The 15,904-nt window shown below is 69.9% G+C and carries 12 protein-coding genes and 1 tRNA gene; 9 read left to right on the top strand and 4 right to left on the bottom strand.

Going from position 1 to position 15,904, the window contains the following annotated elements; translation table 11 throughout:
• Positions 1-173 precede the first annotated feature (173 nt).
• Positions 174-3,107 carry an SUKH-4 family immunity protein gene (locus ACIPSA_RS17360; protein ID WP_402635094.1) on the bottom strand — a complete coding sequence of 978 codons (2,934 nt, stop codon included), beginning with the start codon at positions 3,105-3,107 and terminating at the stop codon, positions 174-176.
• A gap of 8 nt (positions 3,108-3,115) precedes the next feature.
• Positions 3,116-4,114 carry an SMI1/KNR4 family protein gene (locus ACIPSA_RS17355; RefSeq protein WP_402635091.1) on the bottom strand — a complete coding sequence of 333 codons (999 nt, stop codon included), beginning with the start codon at positions 4,112-4,114 and terminating at the stop codon, positions 3,116-3,118.
• A gap of 289 nt (positions 4,115-4,403) precedes the next feature.
• Between ACIPSA_RS17355 and ACIPSA_RS17350 the strand changes: the two genes are divergently transcribed.
• Together ACIPSA_RS17350 and ACIPSA_RS17345 are read left to right on the top strand one after the other, a co-directional pair.
• Entirely contained in the window at positions 4,404-4,952 is a 549-nt protein-coding gene (locus tag ACIPSA_RS17350; RefSeq protein ID WP_402635089.1) for a YwqJ-related putative deaminase, read from the top strand.
• A gap of 68 nt (positions 4,953-5,020) precedes the next feature.
• Positions 5,021-5,515 (top strand): SUKH-3 domain-containing protein, encoded by a 495-nt coding sequence (locus tag ACIPSA_RS17345; RefSeq protein ID WP_402635087.1) that lies wholly within the window; start codon positions 5,021-5,023, stop codon positions 5,513-5,515.
• A gap of 79 nt (positions 5,516-5,594) precedes the next feature.
• Here the strand turns inward: ACIPSA_RS17345 and ACIPSA_RS17340 are convergent, their stop codons facing one another.
• On the bottom strand, positions 5,595-6,905 hold the full coding sequence (locus tag ACIPSA_RS17340) for a sensor histidine kinase (protein ID WP_402635084.1): 1,311 nt from the start codon (positions 6,903-6,905) through the stop codon (positions 5,595-5,597).
• Between the two features lie 166 nt (positions 6,906-7,071).
• On the opposite strand from ACIPSA_RS17340, the gene ACIPSA_RS17335 reads away from it, so the two are divergent.
• From ACIPSA_RS17335 to ACIPSA_RS17305, 7 genes are all read left to right on the top strand, one after another.
• A complete protein-coding gene (locus ACIPSA_RS17335) occupies positions 7,072-7,944 on the top strand; it encodes a hypothetical protein (protein WP_402635082.1) in 873 nt (290 codons plus the stop codon).
• Positions 7,945-7,950: 6 nt separating this feature from the next.
• Positions 7,951-8,021 (top strand) — tRNA-Gln (locus ACIPSA_RS17330).
• Between the two features lie 115 nt (positions 8,022-8,136).
• Positions 8,137-9,585: a bifunctional UDP-N-acetylglucosamine diphosphorylase/glucosamine-1-phosphate N-acetyltransferase GlmU gene (gene glmU / locus ACIPSA_RS17325; RefSeq protein ID WP_402635079.1), complete on the top strand. Its 1,449-nt coding sequence runs from the start codon at positions 8,137-8,139 to the stop codon at positions 9,583-9,585.
• 133 nt (positions 9,586-9,718) lie between these two features.
• Entirely contained in the window at positions 9,719-10,699 is a 981-nt protein-coding gene (locus ACIPSA_RS17320) for a ribose-phosphate diphosphokinase (protein ID WP_402635077.1), read from the top strand.
• A gap of 238 nt (positions 10,700-10,937) precedes the next feature.
• The gene (locus ACIPSA_RS17315) at positions 10,938-11,531 is read left to right on the top strand and encodes a 50S ribosomal protein L25/general stress protein Ctc (protein ID WP_402635074.1); all 594 of its coding nucleotides are present in this window, start codon (positions 10,938-10,940) and stop codon (positions 11,529-11,531) included.
• 109 nt (positions 11,532-11,640) lie between these two features.
• Positions 11,641-12,243, top strand: a complete 603-nt coding sequence (gene pth, locus ACIPSA_RS17310; protein WP_402635072.1) for an aminoacyl-tRNA hydrolase — start codon at positions 11,641-11,643, stop codon at positions 12,241-12,243.
• Positions 12,244-12,295: 52 nt separating this feature from the next.
• Positions 12,296-12,799 (top strand): hypothetical protein, encoded by a 504-nt coding sequence (locus ACIPSA_RS17305; RefSeq protein WP_402635069.1) that lies wholly within the window; start codon positions 12,296-12,298, stop codon positions 12,797-12,799.
• A 99-nt stretch (positions 12,800-12,898) separates the two neighbouring features.
• Here ACIPSA_RS17305 and ppc read toward each other — a convergent pair whose 3' ends face one another.
• The gene (gene ppc, locus ACIPSA_RS17300) at positions 12,899-15,643 is read right to left on the bottom strand and encodes a phosphoenolpyruvate carboxylase (RefSeq protein WP_402635066.1); all 2,745 of its coding nucleotides are present in this window, start codon (positions 15,641-15,643) and stop codon (positions 12,899-12,901) included.
• Between the last annotated feature and the right edge of the window lie 261 nt (positions 15,644-15,904).

The raw sequence follows: 15,904 nt of genomic DNA, 5'->3' as shown, positions 1-15,904 counted from the left end.
CACACGAACCGATGATTTTGCGCACATCTTTATGGATCAGGCCCAAGTGTTTATAACGCGACACTCCACACATAAGCAACGGACATGGCGAAACGCCACCTGAAAAGGGGCGGGGCCCGGTCGTACGAATGCGTACGACCGGGCCCCGCCCTCGACCATGCGTCAGATACGGGTCACAGCAACCCGTCCCACATCTGCTCCAGCAGCACCGACCACCAGCTCTCCGGCGAACCGAGCGCGGCCGGGTCGAGCGAGGCGAGCTGCGCCTGGAAGTCGACCGTCCAGCGGCCCGCCTGCTCCTGGTTCAGGCCGAACCGCAGCCTCCACATCCGGCCCAGCAGCGCCAGACAGCGCGCGAACTCCGGCAGCCCGGTGTTCACGAACTGCGGCGGTACGGGCGCGCCACCCGGACCCGCCTCCATGGGGACGGCGACGGTGTTCGCCGTGCCGTACTGCACGCAGATCGCCTTGCCGAAGTCGGTGCCCATCACCAGGTACGAGCCCGCGTCCGGAGCCGGCTGCACACCGCGCTCCTGCGCCAGCTCCGCCAGCGTCGGCACCGGACGGCCCGGCTGGGCCTGCGCCCAGAAGAACGGGCCGATGTCCAGCGGCAGTCCCGCCGCCACCAGCGTGTGCGCCACGACCGGCGGCACGCCCTGACGCGACACCGCCGCCTGCTCGAACCGGAACACGCCCGGCCCGAACGCCGCCGTCAGCTCCTGCGCGATCCCCTCCGGCGGAATCGGCGGCGCCGGCGGCACCTGCGGCACCGGCACCCGCACCGGCGCCGGCCGCGCGGGACCGTCCGCCACCTGGTGCAACTCACCCTGGTGCGCCAGCAACTGGTGCATGCCCTGCTGCCGGCTCGCGTGGTCCGTGCCGTACGGCGCGATGCTCGTGATCCGCGCCTGCGGCCACTGCTCCCGGATCATCCGCGCGCAGTACGCGCCCGGCAGCGCACACGACTCCAGCTCCGTGTGCAGCTCCAGCACCTTGTCCGGCGGCACGTTCATGGCGCGCAGCTCGTGGAAGATCTGCCACTCCGGGTGCGGCGTGCCCGGCGCCGAACGCCGGATCAACTGCTGCTCGGAGCCGTCCTGCGCGCGGTAGCGCAGCACCGCCTGATACCCCGGGCCGACCGTCGGCAGGCCCTGCGGCGGGTAACCGTACGCCGGGGGCGCCGGGGGCTGCTGACCGGACACCGGCTGCCCCGGCACGGGCTGACCGGGCGGCGGCATGGCACCGTGCGGCATCGCGGCAGGCGGCATCGCGGCAGGCGGCATCGCGGCAGGCGGCATCGGCTGCGGGGCGCCGGGAGGCATGCCGGGCGCTCCCGGCATCCCGGGAGCCCCGGGGGCCTGCGGCGGCGGGGGTACGCCGGGGCCGGCCACCGGGGGCGCCGACAGGACGGTCTCCGCGTGGTGCACGGCCTCCCGCGCACCCCCCGGCGTGCCCGGTGCGCCGGGAACGCCGGGCGCACCAGGTACAACCGGAGCGCCCGGAGGCTGCGGCGCGCCCCCTCTCGTGCCCGCACCCCCTGGACCGGGACCGGCCAGCATCGTGGCCGCGTGGTGCACGTTGCCGGGAGGCGTGCCGCCCGGCGCGCCGGGCGGGTGGGGAGCGCCCGGCGGATTCGGCGCACCCGGACCGGCAGGGCCCTCGGACCCGTCGGGACCGAGCGCCGACACGAGCTGCGTCGGCGCGTATTCACCCGGCGTACCCGGAACACCCGGCGCACCCGGCGTACCAGGAGCGGGCGGCGGAGGCGCACTCCCCGGCCGCGCGCCCGGCGCACCCGGGACACCCGGCGGCGGCGGCGGTGTGCCCGCCCCGCCCCGCGCCCGGCGCGTCGGCGGCGCGGCCTTGCTCGTCGCGGCGTCCGCGATGTCACTGGCGTTGGGCGCGAGCGACCGTCCCGGCGCACCCGGACCGGCCGGAGGCCGAGGCGCCTCCGGGGCACCTCCCGGAGCCTGCGGATACCCGTAACCGACGCCGCCCTGCGGACCGCCCGGCGGCGGAGGAGTGCCCGGCGCTGCCGGAGCTCCCGGCCCCTGCGGGTAGCCGTACGAGGGCGCACCCGGCGGAGGCGGAGGCGTGTGCCCCTGCGGCGCGCCCGGAGCCGGCGGAGCCGCATAACCCTGCGGAGCCGCATGACCCTGCGGAGCCGCATGACCCTGCGGATAGGAAGGCGCGCCCGGCACGGCACCCGGAGGCGGCGTGCCCGGAGCCGCCGGTCCCTGCGGATACCCGTACGACCGCGCACCCGGCGGAGGCGGCGGAGGCGTGCTGCCGTGCGGCGCACCGGGCGCGCCCCGATCATCGAACGCCGGAGCGACCGCCGTGGGCGGCAACTGGCTGCCACCCGACATCAGCGCCGTCTCGGCATTCGACAGCGCCGCCCCGTTGTCGGCATCGCTCAGCGGCGGCGCGAACACCGTCGCCGGCAGCGGCACCGAACGGTCCTCACCTGCATCCCCGTTGGTGTCCGTACCCGCCCAGGGCGTCGCCCCGTCAGGCACACCGCGCGCCCCCTCACCCGACGCACCACCACCGGCGGCCGGCCACGACGCACCACCGGCACCAGGCTCCCCGGCACCACCAGGCGCCCCCGGCGCGGAAGCCGCCGCACCCGGCGGCATGTCAGAAGGCTCCCCCGGCCCACCGCCGGTCCTCGCCGCAGGCACCCCGGCCTGCGTCTGAGGCAGCTCACCGCCCGACGACCGCCGATCCGGAATCCCCAGCTTGTCCGCCGCCTCCTGCAACCACTCCGGCGGACTCAACAAGAACGACGTCTGGTTCAGATCCACCCGCGCCGCAGGCGCCGGCACCGCGTCCTCGACCTCGTCCTGACGGCCGTACTCCTCCTCGTACCGGCGAATCACCTCACCCACCGGCAGCGCGGGCCACAGCGTCGCCTCACCACTGTCCCGCGCGATGACGAGCCGCTGCGCACCCGCGTCCGACCGCGGCCCCTCCGCACGGTCCTCGCCCCACACCACGAAACCGAGGCCGAACTCACGCACCCGCACCTCACGGTGCTGATACGCCGGCACGTCCCCGTTGATCCACTCTTCCGCACGCTCCTGCGCCTGCGCGAACGTCACCATCGCTCAGCTCACTCCCCCACCGACGACACGGAAGAGACCGGAACGACGCGCGCGAAACCGCCGTCCACCATCAGGTTCGCCACCGTCTCCAACTCCGGCGGACTGCCCGCCAGCCGCGACAGGAACACATCGAAATCGTCACCGCACGGCAGCAGCAACCGCTCCACACGCTCCGCCGGAGACCACGAAGGATCCACATCCCGCGCATCGTCGTACGCGCAGAACCACACCGAACCCGGCCGCTCGCCCCGCACCTTCACCGCGAGCAACCCGCCCTGCACGAAGGCCACACCCAGGTAATCCTTCGTCAAATGGTCACGCAGGCACTTGTTCACGTACACCAGGTCATTGACCGCCGCCTCGTCCCGCACCGTGAAGAACGGCTGGTCCACCAGCAGACCCAACTCCGCATCCAGCGCCGTACCCACCGGCGCACACCCGCCCGCCGCCTTCAGGAACGAACGGTACGCACCCGGCAGCCGGTACCCCAGGTCCTCCTCGACCCCCTGCACCTGCTGCTCCGTCACCGCCACACCCGACTTCGGCAGACCGACATGCGCCGGACGCGTCTCCTGCAACGGCCGCGTCCCCCGCTTGCCGTGGTCCACCCGTGCCGTCGCCACACCACCGTGATGCCGCAGCAACGCCTTCACATCGACCGGAACCAACTCCAGCCGCCGCGAACCCACCGCGTGATGCCACGTCCAGCCGTGCGGCGTCGCCACATCCGGCACTGTGTCCCACAACTCGTGCCCCGACGCCGCGAGCGCCGCATTCGCCGACACATAGTCAGTCAGCCGCAACTCGTCGACACCGAAACCCTCCGGCGGATCGGCGATCTCCGCGGCCGCACGCGCATAGGGCGAGAAGTCGGGGTACCCGCGCTCGTCGACCCGTACCCCTCTCGGGTGACGTGCCGCCCGAACCGGATCCGGGAAGTGCACGACCTGCCCGGCATAGGCCGCGTTCGGCGGCGCGGCTTGCTGCCCGAGCCGACCTGTCGTCATGGCGGTTGCCCCCTGCGGCACTCTGTACGAACCGAAACCGCACCACCTCTGGCACGCGACGGTCCGTATCCGACTGTCTCTGCAACGTCTACGACACGTTGACCGCGAGCATCGCGGTGCCGACAGCCTATGCGGTACACGGACACCGGTCACCGGCCCTCCACTTCCGTGACCAGCCGTCACCCCGCCGTGACAGCCTGCCCAAACCCGGGCGTGTCGCACCGCCCCAGCTTCCACACCCGCCATGGCGTTTGGCACCCTGTGACATTCGGGGGGATGCCCGGGAGGGATGATGACCATGAACGCGACGCAAACGGGGCCGCACACGAACGCCCGCACCAGCACGCACAACCGCACCTCAGGCGACCCGCGCATCGGCTGGAGCCACGCCGAAACACCGCACGCCCCCACCCTCCTGCACCGCCGCGACGGCATCCTGCCCACCGTCGCCGCCGCCCTCTCCGTCCGCGGCGCCACCTTCACCGGCACCGCCGCCCGCGGCGACCAACCCCCTCCCCTCCACCCCCTCGTCCAGGACTTCCTCGACACCCTCGCCAGCGCCCAACGCGACCGCTTCACCGGCCGCTGCGCCGAAACCATCCTCATCTCCCGCCACATCGCCACCGCCGACGCAGCCCGCAGCAGACGCGCCGCCCGCAAACCCATGACCAACGGCGAAGCACGCAGAGCCCTCAAACAGGCCAAACTCACCGCCCGCCGCATACGCGAAGACGGCGACCCCCTCCACGGCAGCTTCGCCACCCCCTGCCGCGCCTGCACCGCCCTCAGCGCCCACTTCGGCGTCCGCATCGTCGACCCCGCAACCGACAACGGCTGACCCCACACGCACCCGGCAAGACCCAGCAGGACCAGCAGGACTCAGCCATCTCGACGAACGAAGGGCAGATGCACGCCGACCGCACCTCCTCCACCCGCTTCCCCGTACCCATCGACGCCGCCCTGCGCGCCGCCGGCTGGCAACCCGGACGCTGGGACATAAAACAAGCCGAATACTGGGCCGACGCCCTCCGCGAACACACCTCACCCGCCGGACACCGGCACACCGTCTTCCCCGCCGCGGTCGAAGCCTGGGCGGAATTCGGCAGCCTCCGCATCACCCCCACCGGCCCCGGCCGCCAGGTCGCCCCCGCCACCCTCCACCTCGACCCCCTGCACGGCCTCCACCACGCCCGCACCCTCGGCGACCTCGGCCGCGCCCTCGACACCGAGGTCTGCCCCCTCGGCGAGGAGACCGACACCCACTCCCTCCTCGCCATCGACACCGAAGGCCGCGTCTACACCCTCGACCACACCGGCGACTGGTACCTCGGCCCCGACATCGACCACGCCCTCGCCGCACTCATCGCCGGAATAGAACCCGTCCGGCTCACCGCGGGCTGACCACGCCGACACCCACCCGGCACGCCACCGTCACCGCCCACGCCGCCGATGCCGACGCCGCCTACGCCGCCTACGCCGCCTACGCCGCCGGAATCACCGCCGACACCCGAAAACCACCCGCATCCGTCGGCCCCGACACAAACACCCCACCCAACCCCACAACCCGCTCCCGCATCCCCAGCAGACCATTGCCACCGGACGGCAACCGCGCCGCCGACGCCGACGCCGGCTCCGACGGCGGCTCGTTCTCCACCTGCATCGCGATCTCCGACCCCCGATGCGCCAACCGCACATGCGTCTTCGCACCCGCCGCATGCTTGTGCACGTTCGTCAACGCCTCCTGCACCACGCGGTACGCCGTCTGCTCCACCGCCCGCGCATACGACCGCACATCACCCTCGACCGACAGATCCACCACCATCCCCGCGGCCGCCGACTGCCCGATCAACTCATCCAACTCCGACAGACACGGCCCCTCCGCCGCCACACCCCCATCCGCATCCACCGCCCGCGACGCAACCACAGCAACCGCCACCGCCGACGACACAGACGCCTCACGCCGCTGCGCACCGTCCCCCGACCGCAGCACCCCCAACATCTCCCGCAACTCCGTCAACGCCTGCCGGCCCATGTCCCCCACCAGCGCAGCGTTCCGCACCGCCTTCTCCGGATCCTTCCGCGCCACCGCCTGCAGCGCCGCCGCGTGCACCACCATCAGACTCACCCGATGCGCCACCACGTCATGCATCTCACGGGCGATACGCGTCCGCTCCTCGTTCCGCGCCCACTCCGCCCGCTCCTCCGCCCGCTCCGCGAGCAACTGAAGCTCACGCTCAAGACTGTCCGCCCGCTCCCGCAGACTCTCCATCAGCCGACGCCGGGCACCCACATACAGACCGAGCAGAACAGGCGGCGCCGTCAACCCCAGCGACGTCGTGATCGACGCGAACGGAACGAACCAGTCACCCAGGGTCAGATCGCCCCGCGCCATGTCCTGCCGCACCCGCACGAACGTCACGATCATCGTCCCGACCAGAGACATCCCCGCCAACGCCGCGATGATCCGCCGCGGCAGCTCCGCCGCAGCCAGCGTGTACAGGCCCACGATGCCCATCAGGAAACCCATCTGGGCCGGCGTGATCGCAATCGCCACCAACACAACCGCTATCGGCCACTTACGGCGCAGCAACAGCACCGAACCGGCCAGCAGACCGAACACGATCCCGACCGACACCGGGATCCCCGCGTCCTTCGCGAAGGGAATGCCCTCCGCCCCGCACTCCAACGCCGACACCAGCGCGAGACTCCCGTCGAGCACCGCGCTGCGCCACCTCGCCCACCACCACGGCCCTGTCCCGGCCATGGTGCGGTCTTCCCCCGTCGTGGTCATGCGTCCAGCCTACGGGCGGTGGGGTGGGCTTTTCCGGTGAGTTTCGCCTACTGGCCTACACCACACTCCGTAATCGAATAGCAGCGAAACCCCCCGGTATCCCTCGAACTGCTGAACCACGCCCGTTCGACACCGGAACCGTCCATTCCGGCCGGACGGTATGCGTATGGCACATTCGTATGGCAAGTACGCGGACTTCGAAGGGTTGCGGGAGCAGGCGGTCGCACTGCGACGCGGGGGCTACAGCCTTCGGCAGATCCGGGACGAGCTGAAGATCTTCAACAACGACATCCTCAACCAGTTGGTGAAGGGGGAGCCGCCGCCGGAATGGACGAAGCGGCCGCGAGCCAAGGACGACCTGCGTGCGAAGGCGCGTGAGCTACGGCTCCAGGGGTGGACGTACGACCAGATCGAGGCGGAGCTGGGGTGTTCGAAGAGCTCGGTCTCGCTGTGGGTGCGGGATCTACCGAAGCCTCAGCCGCGCTATTCGCCCGAGGAACAGCGGGCGCTCATGAACGCGGGACTAGCGAAGCGCCGCGCGTCGGAGAACGAGGAGCGCGAGCGGGTCAAACGCGCCGCGCGGGAAGAAATCGGCTCCCTCTCGGACCGCGAGCTATTCCTCGCCGGAGTCGCTCTGTACTGGGCCGAGGGACAGAAGAGCAAGACGTACCAGCGCCGCGAAGACGTGCTCTTCGTCAACAGCGACCCGGGCGTGATCCAGGTCTACCTTGCCTGGCTCGACCTACTGGGCGTAGGCCGCGATCGATTGCGCTTCCGCGTCATGATCCACGAGACCGCCGACGTGACTGCTGCCGAGCGCTATTGGGCCGACCTGGTCGGCATCGACGTGTCCCAGCTCCAGCGGACGACCCTCAAGAAACACAACCCCAAGACGGTCCGCAAGAACGTGGGCGAGGCCTATCACGGCTGTCTTGTCATCCGAGTTCTGCAGGGCGCCGAGTTGTACCGTCGCATCGAAGGCGCCTGGTACGGCATAGTAGGTGCTGTCCGTCCGGGCGATCTATCGAACCGGACATAAGGGCGTTCCCGGGTCGTCTAAGGGCAGGACAGCGTCTTTTGGTGTCGCTTATGGGGGTTCGAGTCCTCCCCCGGGAGCCCAACCGCAGTGGGCCCTGACAGCACCGTCAGGGCCCACTCCCATGTCCCCCAAGAAACGCCCCGGTATCCTGCGGATGTCACCCCCACCCATCCAAAGCCGAAGGGCAACCCCGTGAGCGCCATTCGCCCGGCAGCCGTCGTCGTTCTCGCAGCGGGTGAGGGCACCCGTATGAAGTCGGCCACACCGAAGGTCCTGCACGAGATCTGTGGCCGTTCCCTGGTGGGCCATGTGCTTGCCGCCGCGCGTGAGTTGAAGCCCGAGAACCTGGTCGTGGTCGTGGGGCACGCCCGCGAGAAGGTCACCGAGCACCTGAACGGCGTCGACCCGAACGTCCGCACCGCCGTACAGGAGCAGCAGAACGGCACCGGGCACGCCGTGCGGATGGGGCTGGAGGAGCTGGGCGGGGCCGTGAACGGGACCGTGGTCGTCGTCTGTGGCGACACGCCCCTGCTGAGCGGCGAGACGCTGCAGGCGCTCGCGGCGACCCATCACGCGGACGGGAACGCCGTCACCGTGCTGACCGCCGAGGTGCCGGACGCGACCGGCTACGGCCGTATCGTCCGGGACGACGCCTCCGGTGCCGTGACCGCGATCGTCGAACACAAGGACGCCTCCGCGGCGCAGCGTGCGATCCGTGAGATCAACTCCGGGGTTTTCGCCTTCGACGGGCAGTTGCTTGCGGATGCGCTGGGGAAGGTGCGGACGAACAACAGTCAGGGTGAGGAGTACCTGACCGATGTTCTCGGGATCCTGCGGGAGGCCGGGCACCGGGTCGGGGCCTCGGTCGCGGGTGATCATCGTGAGATCGCGGGGATCAACAACCGTGTGCAGCTCGCGGAGGCGCGCCGCATCCTCAACGACCGGCTGCTGGAGCGCGCGATGCTGGCCGGTGTGACGATCGTGGACCCGGCGACCACGTGGGTCGACGTGACCGTGTCGTTCGAGCAGGACGTGCTTGTGCACCCGGGTACGCAGCTGCATGGTTCGACTCATCTCGGGGAGGGGTCGGAGGTCGGGCCGAACAGCCGGCTCACGGACACCAAGGTGGGTGCGGGGGCTCGTGTGGACACCACGGTGGCCGAGCGGGCGAACATCGGGCCGGAGGCCTCTGTGGGGCCGTATGCGTATCTTCGGCCTGGTACCCGGCTTGGGCTGAAGGCCAAGGTGGGTACGTACGTGGAGACGAAGAACGCTTCCATCGGTGAGGGCACGAAGGTGCCTCACCTCTCCTACGTCGGTGACGCGACGATCGGTGATTTCACGAACATCGGTGCGGCCAGTGTGTTCGTGAACTACGACGGGCAGGACAAGCACCACACCACGATCGGGTCGCACTGCCGTACGGGGTCGGACAATATGTTTGTGGCTCCTGTCACGGTCGGGGACGGCGCGTACACCGCCGCCGGGTCTGTGATCACGAAGGATGTGCCGCCCGGTTCGCTGGCCGTGGCCCGCGGTCAGCAGCGGAATATCGAGGGTTGGGTGGCCCGGAAGCGTCCGGGGAGTGCGGCCGCGAAGGCGGCGGAGGCGACCTCCCGGCAGGGCGGGAGCGAGGACTGACCGGATTCGGGTACGTCAAACACGGCGTACCGTGATAAGTGCACACCCGCACCCCACCAGCTGATACGGCCTCTCACGCCCAGCCGAGAGGTCGCTGGACATCCAGCTGAGACACCTCTGAGGAGACAGTGCTGTGACCGGGATCAAGACGACCGGCGAGAAGAAGATGATGTTCTTCTCCGGCCGCGCCCACCCCGAGCTTGCCGAGGAGGTCGCCCAGCAGCTGGGTATCGGGGTTGTCCCGACGAAGGCCTTCGACTTCGCCAACGGCGAGATCTATGTGCGTTACCAGGAGTCGGCGCGTGGTGCGGACTGCTTCGTGATCCAGAGCCACACGGCTCCGATCAATCAGTGGATCATGGAGCAGTTGATCATGATCGACGCTCTGAAGCGTGCGTCGGCCCGTTCGATCACGGTGATCGTGCCGTTCTACGGTTATGCGCGGCAGGACAAGAAGCACCGTGGTCGTGAGCCGATCTCGGCGCGTCTGATCGCGGATCTGATGAAGACGGCGGGTGCCGACCGCATCCTGACCGTGGATCTGCACACCGACCAGATCCAGGGCTTCTTCGACGGTCCGGTGGATCATCTGTTCGCGCTTCCGCTGCTGGCGGACTACGTGGGGCGGAAGGTGGACCGGGACAAGCTGACCGTGGTGTCGCCGGACGCCGGCCGTGTGCGTGTGGCCGACCGCTGGTGCGACCGTCTGGGTGCGCCGCTGGCGATCGTGCACAAGCGGCGTGACAAGGACGTGGCGAACCAGGTGACCGTCCACGAGGTCGTGGGTGAGGTCCGGGGCCGGGTGTGTGTGCTGGTGGACGACATGATCGACACCGGTGGCACGATCTGTGCGGCGGCGGACGCGCTGTTCGCGCACGGTGCGGAGGATGTCATCGTGACGGCGACGCACGGTGTGCTGTCGGGTCCTGCCGCGGACCGGCTGAAGAACTCGCGGGTGGGTGAGTTCGTGTTCACGAACACGCTGCCGACGCCGGGTGAGCTGGGCCGGGACCTGGACAAGATCACTGTGCTGTCGATCGCGCCGACGATCGCGAGTGCGGTGCGTGAGGTGTTCGAGGACGGCTCGGTGACGAGTCTGTTCGACGAGCAGTGATCTCTGTTCGCCTTGTTCGCTCTTGGGGTTGATCGTTCCCTTTGGGGTTGATCGTCACCCTTGGGATTGATCGATTTTTCTGCGGCCTTCCTCGCCGAGTAGACTGCTCCAGTTGCTCGGCGAGGGAGGCCGTTCCCGTTTTCTCGGGGTACGGCGGTCCGTTATCGACGCGCTCTTCGTAGCAGGCCGTTCGTGGCCGGGTAACCACGTCCGTTCCCAGTTACTACGAGGAGTGATCATGTCCGAGGTCAAGATCTCCGCCGAGACCCGTACCGAGTTCGGCAAGGGTGCCGCCCGTCGTATCCGCCGTGACGCGAAGGTTCCCGGTGTCCTGTACGGCCACGGCTCCGACCCGCTGCACCTGACCCTTCCGGGCCACGACCTGCTTCTTGCGCTGCGTACGCCGAACGTCCTGATCTCCCTGGACATCGACGGCAAGTCGAACGAGCTGGCGATCCCGAAGTCCGTGCAGCGCGACCCGATCAAGGGCTTCCTGGAGCACGTCGACCTGCAGCTGGTCAAGCGTGGCGAGAAGGTCACGGTCGAGGTTCCGGTGGTCACCGAGGGCGAGCTGGCCGCCGGTGGCAACCTGCTGGAGCACGTCCTGAACGCGCTGCCGGTCGAGACCGAGGCCACGCACATCCCCGAGGGCGTGACGGTGTCGGTCGAGGGTCTGGAGGCCGGTGCCTCGGTCCTCGCCAAGGACATCGCCCTGCCGTCCGGCGTGACGCTGGCCGTCGACGAGGACGCGGTCGTTCTCCAGGTCCTGGCCGCGCAGGCCGAGGAGGCCCCGGAGGGCGAGGCCGAGGGCACGGAGGCCGCCGAGGCCTGATCCTCGCGGTAGTCGTTCGTGTCAGCCGCTGTTCCCGGCCGGGGGCAGCGGCTGACGCGTGTGTCAGGGAGACTTTTCGAGGACGCGTGTCGGCGCGTATCAAGGAGACATGGACGTGAGCACCCCCGCCAATGCCCCCTGGCTGGTCGTGGGCCTGGGCAATCCGGGTCCCGACTACGCCATGAACCGGCACAACGTCGGTTTCATGGTGGCCGATCTGCTGGCCGAGCGGATCGGGGGGAAGTTCAAGCGTGCCGGTAAGGCGCAGGCGCAGGTCGTGGAGGGGCGGATCGGGCCGCCCGGTCCGGCGAACCGGCGGGTGATCCTGGCGAAGCCCATGTCGTTCATGAATCTGTCGGGCGGTCCGGTGAACGCGCTGCGGGACTTCTTCAAGGTGCCGGTGGCGAACATCGTGGCGGTGCACGACGAGCTGGACATCGACTACGGGACGCTGCGTCTGAAGCTGGGTGGCGGGGACAACGGGCACAACGGGCTGAAGTCGATGACCAAGGCGATGGGGTCGGACTATCACCGGGTGCGGTTCGGGATCGGGCGGCCTCCGGGTCGTATGCAGGTGGCCGATTTCGTGCTGAAGGACTTCGCGTCGGCGGAGCGCAAGGAGCTGGGCTACTTCGTGGACCGGGCGGCGGACGCGGTGGAGTGTCTGGTGATCGAGGGGCTGGAGCGGGCGCAAAGCACGTACAACTCCTGACTTGTCCGTCCGTCGGGCGGGTGGGAGTTGACCGATCGGAGGGCCATGGCCAATGATCCCGGCCATGCCTGCCACAGCCATCTCCTCCCGTCAGGCCTCCGTCGCCGCGCTGCGGTTCGGGCGGTTCGCGGCGATGGGTACGGTCACCGTGCTGATCCTGATCGCGGGTGTGTGGGGTTCCTGGGGGACCGCGCAGCACGTGATGCTGACGAAGGGGCGGGAGCGCGGCACGGTCAAGGTGACGCGCTGCGGGGCGGACACGTGTACGGGGCCCTTCACGCCGCTCTCGGAGGGGGCGACGGCGCGCCCGCGTGTGGTGATCGAGAAGTCGGTCGCGGTGCGCAAGGGGCAGACGTACACCGTGATCGTGAAGCCGGGCACGGACGATGTCGTACGGTCCGGGCCTGCCGGGGTGCTCTATGCCTGGGTTCCGCTGGGCGGGGCCCTGTTGCTGGCCTCGGTGGTCGTCGCGGGCGGGTTGCGGCTGACGCGGGTGGCATGGGTGCTGGCGGGGTCGGGGGCCGTGTTGCTGACGGCGACTTTCCTGGCGCTTTGACGACTTTCCTGACGCTTTTCCTGACGCTTTGAGGGGGTGCCCCCGTACTTCGCGCGAAGCCACGAAGTACGGGGGCACTCCCTCATGTGGTGCGGGGACTCAGCCGGTGTTGCGCAGGCCTGCCGCCACGCCGTTGACGGTCAGGAGCAGGGCCCGGGACAGGAGCGGGTCGGGCTGCTCGCCGGCGGCCGCCGCGTCGCGCTGGCGCTTGAGGAGGGTGACCTGGAGGTAGGAGATGGGGTCCAGATAGGCGTCGCGGATGGCGAAGGTCTGCTTGAGCACCGGCTGGGCGTCGAGCAGTTCCTTCTCGCCGGTGACGCGGAGCACCTCGCGCACGGTCAGTTCGTGTTCGGTGCGGATGGTGTCGAAGACGTGCTTGAGGTCGTCGGGGACGAGGGTGTCGACGTAGTGGCCGGCGATCCGCAGGTCGGTCTTGGCCAGGGTCATCTCGACGTTGGAGATGAAGTTGCGGAAGAAGTGCCACTGTTCGTGCATCTCGCCGAGGACGGTGTCCCCTTCTTGCCGCAGGCCTGCCTCACGCAGTGCCTTCAGGCCGGAGCCGACGCCGTACCAGCCGGGGACGATCTGGCGGGACTGGGTCCAGCCGAACACCCACGGGATGGCGCGCAGGCCGTCGAGCGAGACGCCCGAGCCGGGGCGGCGGGAGGGCCGCGAGCCCAGGTGCAGTTCGGCGAGCTGGTCGACCGGCGTGGAGGCGAGGAAGTACGTCGGCAGGTCGGGGTCCTCGACGAGCCTGCGGTAGGCGGCGTGGGCGGCGTCGGAGACGACGTCCATGGCGGCGTCCCAGCGGGCGAGGGACTCGACGGACTGGCGGGGGGCGGTGTGCAGGGCGGAGGCCTGGAGGGTGGCCGCGACCGTCAGTTCCAGGTTCTCCCGGGCGAGGGAGGGGATGAGGTACTTGTCGGAGATGACCTCGCCCTGCTCGGTCACCTTGATCTCGCCCTCCAGGGTGCCCCAGGGCTGGGCGAGGATGGCGTCGTGGGAGGGGCCGCCGCCGCGGCCGACGGTGCCGCCGCGGCCGTGGAAGAGGCGCAGGCGGACGCCGTAGCGGTGGGCGACGTCGCGCAGGCGGCGCTGGGCGCGGTGGATCTCCCACTGGCTGGTGGTGATGCCGCCGAACTTGGAGGAGTCGGAGTAGCCGAGCATGACCTCCTGGACGTCTCCGCGCAGCGCGACCAGGCGCCGGTAGGAGGGGTCGGAGAGCATGTCCTCGAGGATGGTGTCGGCGGCCTTGAGCTCGTCGGTGGTTTCCAGGAGCGGGACGATGCCGATCCTGGCCCAGCCGGCGTGCAGGTCGACGAGGCCGGCCTCGCGGGCGAGGACGGCGGCGGCGAAGACGTCGTCGGCGCCCTGGCACATGGAGATGATGTAGGACTCGATGACCTCGGGTCCGAAGACCTCCAGGGCCTTCTTGACGGTCAGGAACACGCCGAGGGTCTTCTCGCCGGCCGCGTCGACGGGCGCCGGGGTCGGTGCGAGGGGCCTGCGGGAGCGAAGTTCCTTGGCGAGGAGCTTGGCCCGGTACTCGCGGGGCATGTCGGTGTAGCGCCAGGACTCCTCGCCGAGGCGGTCGAAGAGCTGGCCGAGGGCGTGGTGGTGGGCGTCCGCGTGTTCGCGTACGTCCATGGTGGCGAGCTGGAGGCCGAAGGCGGCGAGGGTGCGGATGGTGCGGGCGAGGCGGCCGTCGGCGAGGAGGCCGCCGCGGTGTTCGCGCAGGGAGGTCTGGATGATCCGCAGGTCGTGGAGGAGCTGGGCGGTGCCGAGGTAGTCGCGGCCGGGCTCGTGCGGGGTGCCCTTGGCGAGGCGCTGCTTGGTGTTGGCGAGCTTCTGCCGGATGCAGGTGGCCTTGAGCCGGTAGGGCTCTTCGGCGTTGAGGCGCTTGTAGCGGGGGCTGATCTCGGGCAGGAGGCCGAGATCGGTGCGCAGGGACTCCAGGAGTTCCTCGGTGGCTCCGGTGTAGCGGATGGACTGGGAGAGCAGGCCGCGCAGCTCGTCGATCATCTCCGTGGCGTCGTTGATGCCGTGTTCGTGCTGGAGGATGAGGACGTCCCAGGTCACGGCGGGGGTGACGTTGGGGTTGCCGTCGCGGTCGCCGCCGATCCAGGTGCCGAAGGTGAGGGGGCGGGTGTCGTCGGGGAGCTTGACGCCGACGCGCTCAAGTTCCGCCGTCAGGTCCTCCAGGACGTCACCGACGGCGTTCGCGTGCAGTTCGTCCAGGTAGTAGATGGCGTTGCGGGCCTCGTCGGTGGGTTCGGGGCGTACGACGCGCAGTTCGTCGGTCTGCCAGACGAGGTCGATGTTCTCGGCGAGGCGGATGTCGTGGCGGCGGCGGTCGGCCTCGATGACGGGGCTCTCCAGGAGCGCCGCGATGCGCCGGAGCTTGTTGAGGACGGAACGGCGCGCTGCCTCGGTGGGGTGTGCCGTGAATACCGGGCGGACGTTCAGGTGCTGGACGGTCTGGCGCAGGTGTTCGGGGTCGGCGTCCTTGAGGCGGTCGGCGGTGCGGGCGAGGAGGCCGCCCTCGGCAGCGCGCTTGGTGCGCAGTTCGCGGCCGCGGTGGACCTGTTCGGTGACGTTGGCCAGGTGGAAGTAGGTGGAGAAGGCACGTACCAGCTTGGCGGCGGTCTCCAGTTCGGTGCCGCGCAGCAGCTCGGCGGCGGCCTCTCCGTCCTCGCGGGTGAGGCGGCGGACCCTCTCGACGAGTTCGAGCAGCTCGGGGCCCTCCTGGCGGACGAGGGTCTCACCGAGAAGGTCACCCAGTCGCCTGATGTCGGCGCGCAGCTCACTGCTGGTCGTGGTGGTCTGGTCGTCGGCACTGCTCACAGGTGCGGCTCCTTGCAGTGTTGAAGCTCGTCCGGGAGGGAACCCGGGTGTCTGCCGCGCGGCGGGTGCCGCATGCGGGCCGGACATCCGGGAAGAAAACAGAGCGGACCGCGCTGTCCGACCGAGTCCAAGGATAGGTGTCCATGTGGACGCGCTGGCCACGGGCTCTTGCCGCCGGTCATCGCGCTGCCATACTTACGACGCCGTAGGTTACGGAACCGTAGGGAAGTCTGGGTACAGTCCCACTCGGTCGCCGCGGCT

It is taken from the genome of Streptomyces sp. NPDC086549 (genome assembly GCF_044746205.1).
Taxonomy (GTDB): domain Bacteria; phylum Actinomycetota; class Actinomycetes; order Streptomycetales; family Streptomycetaceae; genus Streptomyces.
This window is presented reverse-complemented; position numbering and strand designations above follow the sequence as displayed.